Source organism: Stenotrophomonas sp. YJH_SMC_58, assembly GCF_059369635.1.
In genome coordinates this window covers 299,838-312,729 of record NZ_JCAFSW010000002.1, presented here as the reverse complement: position 1 = coordinate 312,729, position 12,892 = coordinate 299,838, and the positions used below count along the sequence as shown (strand labels likewise).

13 protein-coding genes and 1 riboswitch are annotated in these 12,892 nt (G+C 68.8%); of the genes, 5 read left to right on the top strand and 8 right to left on the bottom strand.

What is annotated here, in order from left to right; translation table 11 throughout:
- Position 1: 1 nt before the first annotated feature.
- Positions 2-640 (bottom strand): NAD(P)-dependent oxidoreductase, encoded by a 639-nt coding sequence (locus AC5P68_RS03855; RefSeq protein WP_033835400.1) that lies wholly within the window; start codon positions 638-640, stop codon positions 2-4.
- Between the two features lie 108 nt (positions 641-748).
- Between AC5P68_RS03855 and AC5P68_RS03850 the strand changes: the two genes are divergently transcribed.
- The 3 genes from AC5P68_RS03850 (at position 749) to gph (ending at position 3,187) form a co-directional block, all read left to right on the top strand.
- Positions 749-1,678 (top strand): LysR family transcriptional regulator, encoded by a 930-nt coding sequence (locus AC5P68_RS03850; RefSeq protein ID WP_033835401.1) that lies wholly within the window; start codon positions 749-751, stop codon positions 1,676-1,678.
- Positions 1,675-2,466, top strand: a complete 792-nt coding sequence (locus tag AC5P68_RS03845; protein ID WP_005412139.1) for a class I SAM-dependent methyltransferase — start codon at positions 1,675-1,677, stop codon at positions 2,464-2,466. Before AC5P68_RS03850 ends, AC5P68_RS03845 begins: the two co-directional genes overlap by 4 nt.
- Before the next feature lie 64 nt (positions 2,467-2,530).
- Complete coding sequence (gene gph / locus AC5P68_RS03840) at positions 2,531-3,187, top strand: phosphoglycolate phosphatase (RefSeq protein ID WP_033835402.1); 657 nt, start codon at positions 2,531-2,533, stop codon at positions 3,185-3,187.
- Between the two features lie 99 nt (positions 3,188-3,286).
- Here the strand turns inward: gph and btuB are convergent, their stop codons facing one another.
- Positions 3,287-5,128, bottom strand: a complete 1,842-nt coding sequence (gene btuB / locus AC5P68_RS03835; protein ID WP_414498146.1) for a TonB-dependent vitamin B12 receptor — start codon at positions 5,126-5,128, stop codon at positions 3,287-3,289.
- 115 nt (positions 5,129-5,243) lie between these two features.
- Positions 5,244-5,466, bottom strand: a riboswitch (cobalamin riboswitch).
- Positions 5,467-5,609: 143 nt separating this feature from the next.
- Between btuB and AC5P68_RS03830 the strand changes: the two genes are divergently transcribed.
- Positions 5,610-6,188, top strand: a complete 579-nt coding sequence (locus AC5P68_RS03830) for a histidine phosphatase family protein (protein ID WP_033835404.1) — start codon at positions 5,610-5,612, stop codon at positions 6,186-6,188.
- A gap of 91 nt (positions 6,189-6,279) precedes the next feature.
- Here the strand turns inward: AC5P68_RS03830 and AC5P68_RS03825 are convergent, their stop codons facing one another.
- Both AC5P68_RS03825 and AC5P68_RS03820 read right to left on the bottom strand, forming a co-directional pair.
- Positions 6,280-6,642, bottom strand: a complete 363-nt coding sequence (locus AC5P68_RS03825; RefSeq protein WP_005407939.1) for a TfoX/Sxy family protein — start codon at positions 6,640-6,642, stop codon at positions 6,280-6,282.
- On the bottom strand, positions 6,639-7,121 hold the full coding sequence (locus AC5P68_RS03820; RefSeq protein ID WP_005407940.1) for a GAF domain-containing protein: 483 nt from the start codon (positions 7,119-7,121) through the stop codon (positions 6,639-6,641). The genes AC5P68_RS03825 and AC5P68_RS03820 overlap by 4 nt, the downstream gene beginning before the upstream one ends.
- Before the next feature lie 68 nt (positions 7,122-7,189).
- Here AC5P68_RS03820 and bioD point away from each other — a divergent pair, with 68 nt between their 5' ends.
- On the top strand, positions 7,190-7,873 hold the full coding sequence (gene bioD, locus AC5P68_RS03815; protein ID WP_231522550.1) for a dethiobiotin synthase: 684 nt from the start codon (positions 7,190-7,192) through the stop codon (positions 7,871-7,873).
- Positions 7,874-7,948: 75 nt separating this feature from the next.
- Here bioD and AC5P68_RS03810 read toward each other — a convergent pair whose 3' ends face one another.
- The 4 genes from AC5P68_RS03810 to msrB all read right to left on the bottom strand — a co-directional run bounded on the left by AC5P68_RS03810 (position 7,949) and on the right by msrB (position 12,752).
- Positions 7,949-9,397: an aminotransferase-like domain-containing protein gene (locus tag AC5P68_RS03810; protein WP_059036174.1), complete on the bottom strand. Its 1,449-nt coding sequence runs from the start codon at positions 9,395-9,397 to the stop codon at positions 7,949-7,951.
- 255 nt (positions 9,398-9,652) lie between these two features.
- Positions 9,653-10,390 carry a peptide-methionine (S)-S-oxide reductase MsrA gene (gene msrA, locus AC5P68_RS03805; RefSeq protein WP_414498145.1) on the bottom strand — a complete coding sequence of 246 codons (738 nt, stop codon included), beginning with the start codon at positions 10,388-10,390 and terminating at the stop codon, positions 9,653-9,655.
- Positions 10,391-10,404: 14 nt separating this feature from the next.
- Entirely contained in the window at positions 10,405-12,174 is a 1,770-nt protein-coding gene (locus AC5P68_RS03800) for a cytochrome c biogenesis protein DipZ (RefSeq protein WP_414498144.1), read from the bottom strand.
- 2 nt (positions 12,175-12,176) lie between these two features.
- The gene (msrB, locus tag AC5P68_RS03795) at positions 12,177-12,752 is read right to left on the bottom strand and encodes a peptide-methionine (R)-S-oxide reductase MsrB (RefSeq protein WP_033835409.1); all 576 of its coding nucleotides are present in this window, start codon (positions 12,750-12,752) and stop codon (positions 12,177-12,179) included.
- Positions 12,753-12,892 lie beyond the last annotated feature (140 nt).

Genomic DNA, 12,892 nt, shown 5'->3' with positions numbered 1-12,892 from the left:
ATCAGTACGCCGCGGTGATGATCTGCTTCGGGTACTGGTGCGCTTCCAGCTCGGCGACGAACGCGGCGCCGTAGTCGGCATAGCTGATGCGGCTGTGGCCGCTGGCGTCGGCCAGGAAGGCCTTGGGCTGCACGCGGTACTGGCCGCGCTCTTCACCCGGGCCGATTTCGGCCGCCGGCGAGAAGAAGGTCCAGTCCAGGTCGTCCACCGCCTGCAGGCGATTGAAGGCTTCACGATGGGCCAGCGCGTACGCCTTGTAGGCCTCCGGGAAGGTGGGGGTATCGACCAGCTGCACGCCCGGCGCGACTTCCAGGCTGCCGGCGCCACCGACCAGCACCAGGCGCGGTACACCGGCCTTGCGCGCGGCGGCGGCCAGCTGCGCAGCCACGTCGCCGACGCGGCCGATGTCATCGCCCGGGCGCGGGCCGTAGGCGCTGGCCAGCACGTCGTGGCCGGCGATGGCGGCGACCAGGGCATCCTGGTCATCCAGCGGGGCGATCACCGGATGGGCACCGGCCAGTTCGGCCGGAAGATCCTGCGCGCTGCGCACGATGACGGTGAGTTCGTGGCCGTTGGCCAGCGCGTGGCGGGCGATCTGGCGGCCGATGTTGCCGGTGGAACCAACGAGGGCGATCTTCATGGCAGGACTCCGTGGGGTGGTATGGGGTGGGAATGGCGCCACTCTAGGCCGCTGCAGTCGCTCGAAAAACAGCGTATAACGCGCTTGTTTGTTGCATGGATCGAGCATATGGACCGATTGACCGCCATGACCGTGTTCGTCGAGGTGGCCGAGCGCGGCAGCCTCACCGCCGCCGCCGAGGTGCTGGACATGTCACGGGCGATGGTCACCCGCTACCTGGCCGAGGTCGAGGGTTGGCTGGGCGCGCGCCTGCTGCACCGGACCACGCGCCGGGTCAGCCTGACCGGCCCCGGCGAGGCGGCGCTGGTGCGCTTCCGGCAGATGCTGGCTATCGGCGAGGAACTGCACGGTGAGCTGGCCAGCGACGATCCCGAACCGCACGGCACGTTGCGGGTGACCGCCAGCGTGTCGTTCGGGCAGAGCCACCTGGCGCGGGCGGTGGCCGCTTTTGTCGCACGCCACCCGGCGGCGCGCATCGAACTGCTGCTGGTCGACCGCATGGTGAACCTGGTGGAAGAGCGGGTGGACCTTGCCGTGCGCATCGCCCGCCAGATCGATCCCAGCCTGATCGCACGACGGCTGGCCACCTGCCGCTCGGTGCTGTGCGCGACGCCGTCGTACCTGCACGCGCGCGGTACGCCTACCGCCCCGGGACACCTGGCCGGGCACAACTGCCTGACCCATCACTACGTGGGCAAGAGCCTGTGGCAGCTGCACCGCGATGGCCGTTCGCTGTCGGTGGCGGTGGGCGGCAACATCAGCGCCAACGAAGCCTCGCTGTTGCTGGAGGCGGTGCGTGCCGGCGCCGGCATCGCGATGCTGCCGACCTACCAGGTGGCGCCGCTGCTGCGCAGTGGCGAGCTGATCGAACTGCTGCCCGAATTCAGTCTGGACGAACTCGGCATTCATGCCGTGTACGCATCACGGCGCCAGCAGCCCGCTATCATGCGGCGATTCCTGGATTTCCTGGGCGAGTGTTTCGCCAGCCCGGCCTTCCAGGATCTGGATTGGCGCCCACCGGGCAAGGAGAACACATGAACCATGGACAGGCCTTGATCGACCACAACCGTGCTGCCTGGGACCGCCAGGCCAGCGAAGTGCGCGAATGGTCGCGCCCGGTGGAAAGCTCAACGATTGCCGCCGCGCGCGATGGCCGCTGGCAGGTGCACCTGACCCCGCGCGCGCTGCCGCTGGACTGGCTGGGGGATGTGCGCGGCCGCCGCATCCTCTGCCTGGCCTCGGGCGGTGGCCAGCAGGCCCCGGTGCTGGCGGCGGCCGGGGCGGAGGTGACCGTGTTCGATCTGTCCGATGGCCAGCTCGAGCAGGATCGTCAGGTGGCGGCGCGTGATGGCCTGCAACTGCGCACGGTGCAGGGCGACATGCGCGATCTGCACGCCTTCGCCAACGACAGCTTCGATGTGGTGTTCCACCCGATCTCCAACCTGTACGTGCCCGACGTCCGGCCGGTGTGGACCGAATGCCGCCGCGTGCTGGCGCGCGATGGCATGCTGATGGCCAGCTTCTACAACCCGGTGCTGTTCGTCGGTGCACGCGATCCGCAGCTGGATGCACAGGGCCTGATCCGGCCGCAGTACGCCATTCCCTATTCGGATCTGGAAGACCTGCCACCGGCCGAGCGCGAGGCGAAACTGGCGCGGGGCGATGCGCTGACCTTCGGCCACAGCCTGACCGAACTGATCGGTGGACAGCTGGATGCCGGCTTCGTCATCGATCGCTTCATGGAAGACTGGCAGCCGCAGCCGCGCTTCCTGATCGACCGTTACCTGCCCACGTTCCTGGCCACGCGCGCGCGCCGGATCGGTTGAGGCAGGCCTGCCCAAAATACTGCGGCGTACAATGGACGGCCCCACGTCATGCAGGTGCAGTCCCTTGCCGTATCCGTATCCGCTGGTCGTGTTCGACCTCGATGGCACGCTGGTCGACAGCGCTGCCGATATTGCCGAAGCGCTGAACCGCACGCTGGAGGACATCGGCGTGGCGCGTGTGCCGGAAGCCACCGTGCTGGGCTGGATCGGTGACGGTGTGCGTCGTCTGGTCGAGCAGGCGGTGCAGGCCGCCGGCAGCGAGGTGGACCTGGCCGAGGTGATGCCGGTGTTCATGGTGCACTACCGTGAGTGCCTGCTGCGCAGCCCGCGCCTGTTCGACGGCGTGGGCGAAGCGCTGGCGCAACTGCGTGCGCGCAGCGTGCCGCTGGCGATCTGCACCAACAAGCCCGAAGCACTGGTGCCGCCGCTGCTGCAGCACCTGGGTATCGGTGATGCATTCGCGCTGGTACTGGGGGGGGATTCGCTGCCGCAGCGCAAGCCCAGTGGCGAGCCACTGCGGCACATCGCCGCGCACTTCGGGCTGCCGGTGGAGTCCTGCCTGATGGTGGGTGATTCGTTGACCGACTACCGCGCCGCCGAAGAGGCCGGCATGCCGATCGCGCTGGTGCGCTACGGCTATCCGCGCGGCCTGGACCTGGCCACCGCGCATGCGGTGGCGGTGATCGACGACCTGCGTGAACTGCCGGGGTTGTGGGGCTGAAGCAGGGGGTAGTGCCGGCCGCTGGCCGGCAACCCGGGATGCGTTGCCGAAGGTCATGATGTTGCCGGCCAGCGGCCGGCACTACCATGAACGTTGCGCTCACTTCGGCTGGTAACGCACGCTCAACTGGTACTCGCGGCCGGGCTGGTTGAACCATGCCACCGTTTCGTAGCGACGGTCGAAGACGTTGGCGGCACGTGCCAGCAGCGACCACGATGGCGTCAGTGCGTACTCGGCGCGCAGGTCCAGCGTGCCGTAGCCTCCCACCTTCACCGTGTTGGCGGCATCGTCGTAGCGCTTGCCGGCACCCTGCACGGTCAGGCCTGCGCGGAAATCGCCGAAGCGACGGTCGATGTCCAGGCGCGCGGTCTGCTGCGCGCGGCGTGGCAGCCAGTTGTCGAACTGGGTGCTGCCGCCGGTGCGGTTGCGCGGGTCGGTGTAGCTCAGCTGCGCGTTGATGTCGAAGCCGGCCAGCAGCACGCCGCCGGTCAGTTCGGCACCGCGGATGCGGGCCTTCTCCACCTGCTGCATCTTGAAGGTCGCCGCATCGTAGGTGATCAGATCATCGATGCGGGTTTCATACACATCCAGGCCCCAGTGCCAGCCCTGGCCCTGCTGCGAAACGCCCAGGTTGGCACTCTTGGATTTCTCCGGGTTCAACGTGGGCACGCCGCTCCACGGGTCGTACAGATCGCTGAAGGTCGGTGCCTTGAACGCCGTGCCATAGCTGGCGTTGAGGCGCAGGCCGTGGCCCAGCTCCATCGCCCAGCCAACGCTGCCGGTGGCGTGGTTGCCGAACTGCTGGTTGTCGTCGTTGCGTGCGCTGGCCTGCAGCTGGTGGCGGCCGAAGCGGCCCTGGTACTGCACGAACACGCCGGTGTTGCGGCGGCTGTCGACCAGGTAACCCGCGCTGCTGCCATCCAGGTTGTCTTCGCTCCAGTCCACGCCTGCGCTCAGCAGCTGGCCCTCGGCCACGCCGAAATCGCCCTGCAGGGAGGCGCTGTCGCGGTGGGTCTGTGCGCTGCCACGTGCACCGAAGTCGCCGAAGTTGTCCGACTCGTTGTCACTGCGCCCGACGTTTGCGGTGAATGCCAGGCGCTCGGACGGGGTGTAGCGCACCTTGCCGGCCAGCACCTGCTGGCGGGTTTCCGAATAGTTGTAGTAACCGTCGTAATGGTTCTTGCCGTCGGCGCGCAGGGCGCTGCCTTCCACGTTCCACTGGTCGTTGAAGGTGTAGCCACCGCGCAGGCTCTTGGACAGGTTGCGGTAACCGTCGCGGTCGGGCTCGTCGGCGAAGCAGCCGGTGAACAGCGTGGCCGAGCCGCGGCAGGCATCGATGCCGTCGGAATGCTGGTAGGCGATGTCGGCACCGAACCAGCCGCGTTCGGTACCGCCGCCAATGCCACCGCTGGCTTCACGCAGGCCGTTGCTGCCACCGCCAAGCTGGAAGTGCGGGGCGAAATCGCCCTGGTTGCGGCGGGTGAATATCTGGATCACGCCACCGATGGCGTCGGCGCCGTACAAGCTCGACTGCGGGCCGCGCACGATTTCCACGCGCTCGATCTGCGCCAGCGGCAGGTCCTGGTACATGGCCAGGCCGAGGTCGGCGCTGTTGATGCGCACGCCGTCCACCAGCACTACGGTGTGGCCGGAATTGGTACCGCGCAGGAACAGCGAGCTCTGCTTGCCGAGGCCGCCGGCATTGGCCAGGTTGATGCCGGCGCGACCGCGCAGCAGTTCCTGCAGCGAAGTGGCCTGGCTGGATTCGATCTGGGCGCGGTCGATCACCTGCGCCGGCGCGATGCTGTCCTGCAGGGCGATCGGGGTGCGGGTGGCAGTGACCAGGATCTGGTCGAGCGCGGTGGTGTCATTGGCGGCCTGGGCCAGCGCGGGCAGGGCGGCCAGCACGGCCAGGGACAGCATTCGGGACTGCAGCTTCATGGGGGACTCCAAGTGCCACGCACGCCCGCGTGGCGAAGGGGAGGAGCCGCGAAGGCAGGCGTGCGCCGATGCCGCAGCGCACGCCACGGTCATCCAGCGCCATGCCCACCGCATCGCGACCTGAGGCTTCCGGGCCGGTCTCCGGGCTCGCCGCCGGGTGGCGCGAGGCCACCGTCCAGGCGCCTTCCCATGCCTGCGGCACAGTGGCGGTGTTGCCTGGAACTGACGTGCTTACCGTTGCGGGGGCAGCGCCGGCCTGGCGTGGAATCACGCGTCACCGGCTTCCCGTTTCAACCTGCCGGCCATGGCCGCAGGTCACCTGGAAGTGCGCGCAGTCTACGGCATCGCAGGCCGTCCCGTTGCGTCGCGCCTGCGCGACTGCCTTTGCTGTGCCTTTAGAATGGTTGCTCGATCCCGTGGTGCCGTTGCCGATGTCCGCCCGTTTTCCGCTGTACCTGCGTCGCCCGTCCGGGACGCGCGCATGATCCTCGACCTGGTCCGCCATGCCGGCAATGGCCGTGATGAGTTCCTTGATGGCCGCAGCGATCCACCGCAGCTGGCCCGCCTGCCGCAGGAACTGGTCGAGGCCTATGCCGGGCAACGCTGGGAGCGGGTGATCAGTTCGCCGCGGCTGCGTTCGCTGCACACGGCAATGGCCCTGGCCACCCCGCGCGGACTGGACGTGGAATCGGACGAGGAATGGGAAGAACTGGACTTCGGCGATTGGGACGGGCGGTCGCTGTTCGACCTGCCGGAGGATGCACTGGCGGCCTTCCATGCCGACCCGCACGCGTTCCCGCCGCCCAATGGCGAGAGCTGGGGCCACTTCGAGCGGCGCATCGCGCGCGCGCTGGATCGCCTGCTCGATGATGGCGATCCGGTGCCGACGCTGGTGGTCAGCCATGGCGGCCCGCTGCGCATGGTGCTGTCGCAGGTCTGCGGCCTGCCGATGTCGCTGTGCTGGGCGCTGCGCATCGACCACGGCACGCGCCTGCGGGTATGGCTGGAGCGCGGTGAGATCGGGCTGGTGGGTGAGCTGCTGGAGCTGCAGCAGCCCTGAGCGCACTCGCCGGGCATGGCCCGGTGCTACCGATCCCGCATCACACTGGTAGTGCCGGCCGCTGGCCGGCATCCCCAGGAACGCGGAGGCCTCAATCCTCGTCCGCGCCCTCGGCCACGCTGTCCTCAGCGTCATCGTCGGCATCGAAGCGCTGCTCATGCACCGGGCCCGACGCCGGGCCGGCTGCCTTCAGCGGATGCGCAGCGATGCGTGCTTCGTAATCCTGCACCAGTGCTTCACGCTGTGGCTCGCTCAGCTCCTGCCAATGGCAGTCCAGCAACGCGCCTTCCAGCGAGTACAGCAGGTTCAGGCTGGGCTTGAAGCCGGCGCGCTTGACCTTGACGAAGGCGCCGACGGCTCCGATCGCGACCAGGTCGTCGCGGCTGCGCAGGCCGACCTGGCGCAGCCACGCCGCACTTTTCGGGCCGATGTTGCGCAGCTTCGGTGCGCTCATCCCAGCGCCTCGACGAACACGCGGGCGATGGCTTCCAGGCCAGCCTGGTCGTCGGCATCGAAGCGGCCGACCTTCGGGCTGTCGATGTCGAACACGCCGATCAGTTCATCGCCGCGCAGCAGCGGCACCACCAGTTCCGAGCGCGAGGCCGAATCGCAGGCGATGTGGCCGGGGAAGGCGTCGACGTCCTCTACGCGCTGGGTCACGCGCTGGCTGGCGGCGGCACCGCACACGCCCTTGTCCAGCGGGATGCGCACGCAGGCCGGCAGGCCCTGGAACGGGCCGACCACCAGTTCCTTGCCGTCGTACAGGTAGAAGCCCACCCAGTTCAGGTCGGGCAGGGCGTGGTAGACCAGGGCCGAGAGGTTGGCCGCGTTGGCGATGCGGTCGGACTCGGCGTAGACCAGGCCACGGGCCTGTTCCAGCAGCTGGGCGTATTGTTCCGGCTTGCTGCCGGTGAGCGAGGCATTGGCGAACATGACAGCAGTCTAGCAAGCGCGCCGGGCCGGCGATAATGCACGCTCTGTTGCCCCGTTGGAGCCCGTCGATGCCGTTGCCCGCCACGCTGCCGCCCGCCCTGTTCGTCACCGGCACCGATACCGAGATCGGCAAGACCGCGGCCAGCACCGCGCTGCTGCACACGCTGCGCCGGCGCGGCCTGCGCGCGGTGGGGATGAAGCCGGTGGCCAGCGGCAGCGAAGACCTGGGCCAGGGCCTGCGCAACGAAGACGCATTGGCGCTGCAGGCGGCCAGCTGGCCGGTACCGGACTATGCCGATCTGAACCCGTATGCGTTGCGCCTGCCACTGGCGCCGGAGCTGGCCGCTGCCGAGGATGGCGTGCAGGTGGAGCTGGCGCCGATCGTGGCAGCGTTCGAGCGGCTGCGCGCGCAGGCCGATGTCGTGGTGGTGGAGGGGGTTGGCGGTTGGCTGGCACCAGTCTCGGCCACGCTCGACCAGCTCGACCTGGTGCGCGCATTGCGGTTGCCGGTGTTGCTGGTGGTGGGCATGCGGCTGGGCTGCGTCAACCATGCGCGGCTGACCGCGCAGTCGCTGCAGGCCAGTGGCGTGGAGTGCCTGGGCTGGATCGGCAACCACATCGACCCGGCCATGCAGCGCCAGGACGAAAACTTCGCCACGCTGCAGCGGCGCCTGCCGATGCCGTGCTGGGGGCGGCTGCCACATCTGCCGGGAGCGGATGGCCAGATCCTGAGCACGCATCTGCTCGATTGACCTGGGGTAGTGCCGGCCGCTGGCCGGCAACCTCGATGTATCCACCTGCGTGCAGTTGCCGGCCAGCGGCCGGCACTACCGTGCTGCGGCCGCCAGCTCCCGCGCGATCGCACCCAACCGCTCCACCGCGCCGATGAAGCGTGCATCCAGCGTCTGGCAGCACGACAGCCGCAGGCAATGGCGATACCGCGCGCCGCGTGAATACACCTGGCCGGGCATGAACACGATGTCCTCCTGCAGTGCACGCTCGAACAGCTCGCGCGTGTCCACGCCCGGCAGTTCCAGCCACAGCAGGAAGCCACCCTGCGGTTCGGTGGCGCGGGTGCCGGCCGGGAAGTGTTCGGCCACCAGCTGGCGCAGCCGTCCGACCTGTTCGCGGTACAGGCGGCGCATGCGATGCAGGTGATGCTCGTAGCTGCCCGCTTCCAGATAGGCCGCCACCGCGTCGCCCAGCAGCTGCGGCTCGCCGCCGGTGGACTGGAATTTCAGCAGCGCGATGCGCTCGGCGAAGCGGCCGCCATCGAGCCAGCCGATGCGGTAATCCGGCGCCAGCGTCTTGGAAAAGCCGCCGACCACCATCACCCAGCCATCGCGATCGAAGGCCTTCAGGAGTGGTGCCGGCGGTTCGCAGAACTGCAGTTCGGCATACACCGCATCTTCGATCAGCGGCAGCTGGCGTGCGTTGACCAGTTCGGCCAGGCGTTGCTTGGCGGCGGTCGGCATGGTGCAGCCGAGCGGGTTATGCACGGTCGGCATCACCACCAGTGCGGCCAGCGGCGTGTGCTCCAGCAGCGCGTCCAGCGCATCCACATCCAGGCCGAGCTGCGGATGGGTGGGCAGTTCGATGGCCTGCAGGCCGAGGTTGGCCAGCAACGGGTAGAGGTTGAAGTAGGACGGCGCCTCGATGCCGACCGCATCACCGGGCTGGGTGACCGCGCGTAGCGCCAGCTGCAGCCCTTCCATCGCACCGTGGGTCAGCAGCAGGCGTTCGCTGTGGGTATGCAGGCCCATGCGCGGGCCGCGGCGCACGATCTGCGCCAGCAGCCGTGGCGAGCCGTTGGGGCGTGCATAGGTCTCCACGGTCTGCTGGCCATGGCGCAGTACCTGCGCCGTGTGCTTGGCCAGCTGCGCGCCGGGGTAGAACTGGCGACCGCGCGGGCCGGCAAAGGCCAGGTCGATCACGCCGGGGCGGCGCTGTGCTTCCAGCACGCGGGCCATCAGTACCTGCTGCAGCGGCGCGGTGGGCGCAGACGGTGTGTCGCGCAGCGAACGTTCCGGCACCGACAGCCGCGGCGCGACCTCAAAGCCGGCCTTGGGCCGCGGAATGACCAGACCAGCGTCTTCCAGCTGGCGGTAGGCGGCGATCACCGTGTTCAGGCTGAGCCGGCGCTGCAGGGCCATCTGCCGCAGCGAGGGCAGGCGGCTGCCTACCGGAAGGCGTCCGCCGTGGATGGCCTCGGCCAGTTCGTCGGACAGCCGTTGGTAGCGGGGGGGGATCATTGCGCTCTGATCATCTGTATCCATCGAGTTTCCCGCCATCTGGTGCTGTACCCATGATGACGGCGAGCCTAGCATGTCGTTGTCGGCCGGGCCTGATCGGGGCACGGCCGGTACTTTCCAAGCGCACGGCTGGATGGCCGTGCGTCTTTTTTTGGTAGTGCCGGCCGCTGGCCGGCAATCCCTGGAACCGCAAGAGCCGGCCAGCGGCCGGCACTACCCGGGGCGTTACCGCATCGGCAGGAGCCGCACCGAGCGCCAGCCGGCCCCACGGAAATGCCGTCAGCGCATCGGCACCAGCGCTGCATCGCGCCGGTACAACGCCGGGAACTGCCTGCCCAGCGCGGCCAGCTTTGGCGCGTCGTAGTAGCGGATGTAGGCGGCCTGCGGGTAGTTGGTCATGTAGTTCTGGTGGTAGCTCTCGGCCGGGTAGAAGCGCTGGCCGCTGACCAGCTGGGTGACGATCGGTGCGCGGTAGCTGCCGGCCTGGCCGAGCTGGGCGATGTAGGCGCGGCTGGCTGCCTGCTGGCGGGCGTCATCAGTGAAGATCGCCGACCGGTACTGGCTGCCGTGGTCGGGCCCCTGGCGGTTGAGCTGGGTCGGGTCGTGCACCACCGAGAAGAACACCTGCATCAACTGCGCATAGCTGACCTGGCGTGGGTCGTAGTCGACCTTCACCGCTTCGGCATGACCGGTCTGACCGCTGCTGACCCGTTCATAGCGGGCATTGGCAGCGCTGCCACCGATGTAGCCGGACACCGCATTACTCACGCCTTTGACATGCTGGAACACGCCCTGCACGCCCCAGAAGCAACCGCCGGCAAACACCACGCTGGCGTGGGTGGCGTCATCGCGGAACGCAGCGTCGCCCGTGGGTACAGGGAGTGCCTGGGTCTGCGCGCTGGCTTCGACCGGTGCCGCGATGGCGCCATGGTCAACGAGCAGCACGCCGGCGATGAGTGCCGTGGCCACCAGTCCGGCAACGCCAGCGGCAATGCCCTGTTCAAAGGAGAATTTCATCGTGTCCTCCCGGTTCAACCGAAGGTGAAGGCATAGGCCTGCACGCCCGCATCGAGGAATTCGATCTCGAAGCGGTGCGGCCTGACCGTGCCGCGTTGGCGCACCAGCTGGTAGAGGCGGTGCTCGTCGACCACGCCGCTGCCATCGGCGCCGACATCAGTGCCGGCATCGGTGGCGGGCAATGGTTTGCCATCCAGCAGGACGCGGAAGCGCACCGGCTTTCCTTCCTGGCCCGGTGCCAGCACCAGGTGCAGGTCGCGCGCATGGAACTGGAAGGCGATGCGGCCACCGGCCTGCTGCAGCTGCGCAGCCTCGTCGGTAACGGTCCAGCGTCCGGACAGGCCCCACTGGTTCAACGCCAGGCTGGCCGGCAACGTGTAGTCGAACGCGGTGTCGCTGCGCTGCCCACCGGGCGAGGCGAACTGCTCGGCACGGGCGTGGCCCAGATAGGTTTCCGGCGAGCGCAGATTGCCCATGTCGGCCTGCGCAGCCACGCCCTTCAGATCGGCGGCGGCCGGATCGGCCGGCGGTGGCAGGTTCGTCTGGCCGGCCTCGGTCAGCAAGCGACGGATCACCTGTTCCGAGCGCGCATAGTTGCCCTCGCCGAACTGGTGGCCGCGGATGTTGCCCTGCGCATCGACGAAGTACTGCGCCGGCCAGTAGCGGTTGTTGAACGCGCGCCAGATCGTGTACTGGTTGTCCAGCGCCACCGGGTACTCAACCTTCAGCTGCTGCACCGCCTTCATGACGTTGCGCGGGTCACGCTCGAAGGCGAACTCCGGCGTGTGCACGCCGACCACTACCAGGCCGTGGTCGCGGTAGCGGCGTTCCCATTCGTGCACGAACGGCATCGCGCGCAGGCAGTTGATGCACGAGTACGTCCAGAAATCGACCAGTACCACCTTGCCGCGCAACTGCTGGGCCGTCAGCGGTGGGCTGTTGAGCCAGCCGGTGGCGCCGTCCAGCGCGGGCAGGGTGCCTTCCACTGGCAGCGGTGCATTGGCAGCGGCGTTGGCACCGGCCATCATCATCATCGGCGGAGCCGCCGGCTGCGCGCCGGGTACCGCATCCAGCAGGCCCTGCTCGATACGCGCGGTGCTGACCGTAGAAAGACGGGTCAGCAGGCCGGTATCCCAGCCCAGGCCGATCGCCACCACCGCCAGCAGTGCGGCCACGCCCAGTACCTTGCGCAGCACATCGCCGAGGCCGAGCCGCGCCTGCAGCGCGCGGAACACGCGGCCACCTACCCATACCGCCAGCGCCAGTGCGGTAATCGCGCCCAGTGCGTAGGCCAGCAGCAGCGTGCTGGTGCCGGCGCTGGCCCCGTGCAGCGCGGCACCGGTCAGCACCAGGCCGAGGATCGGCCCGGCGCAGGGTGCCCACAGCAGGCCGGTGGCGATGCCGATCAGCAGCGAGGTCCACGCACCGCCACGCCCCGCTGCGTCGGCCGCATCGGCACGCGCGCTCAAGCGGGCACCCACGCGCTGGAACGGCGCCAGCAGATGGTCGGCCAGTCTTGGCCAGAGCAATGCCAGTGCGAACAGCGCCATCAGCAGCAGGGCGATCCAGCGTCCGACCTGGTTGGCCTGTGCCACCCATTGGCTGCCCACCGCAGCCAGGCTGGCGACCACGGTGAAGGTGAGTGCCATGCCCAGCAGCAGCGGCAGCGTGCTGCGCAGGAAGGGGCGGTCGGCACGGGCGAACACGAACGGCAGCACCGGCAGGATGCAGGGACTGAGCAGGGTCAGCGCGCCCCCCAGGTAGGCAAGCAGCAACAGCAGCATCGTCAGGCTCCGGAAGCAGGGGAAGAACCGACCGGCACCCGCCAGCCATCGGCGGTACCGCCCTCAGCGGCACCGGGAACGAACACCATCGCCGCGCCGTTCATGCAGTAGCGAAGTCCGGTTGGGCGAGGCCCGTCGTTGAACACATGACCGAGGTGGCCACCGCAGCGGCGGCAGTGCACCTCCACCCGCAGCATGCCGAAGGTGACGTCGCGGTCTTCGCCGATGGCGTTGTGCAGTGGCGCCCAGAAGCTGGGCCAGCCGGTGCCGCTCTCGAACTTGGTGGAGGAGGAGAACAGCGGCAGCGCACAGCCGGCGCAGGCAAACGTGCCCTGCCGGTGTTCCCTGTTGAGCGGGCTGCTGTACGGGCGCTCGGTCGCCTGCTGGCGCAGCACTGCGTACTGCGCCGGGGTCAGGCGCTGGCGCCAGTCGGCATCGCTGCGCATGACCTCGAACTGTCGCGACGGGCGCGCTTCAGCGGCGGCCGGGGCGGCACGGCTGCAGGCCCCCAGGCCGAGCAGGCCGGCGGCGGTGGCAACACCGCCCAGGCCCAGCAGATGGCGTCGGGTAAGGGACATGGCGGACTCCGTGAAGGGGCGACGGGGCCATGCTGCGCCCGCCCGGGTCAACGAATCCTCACGCAGGATTCAATTTTTCGTGAGGTATCGGCGGCCATCCCGCGCCACAATGCAGCCAGCCTCCCCACTGGCCCCCGAGC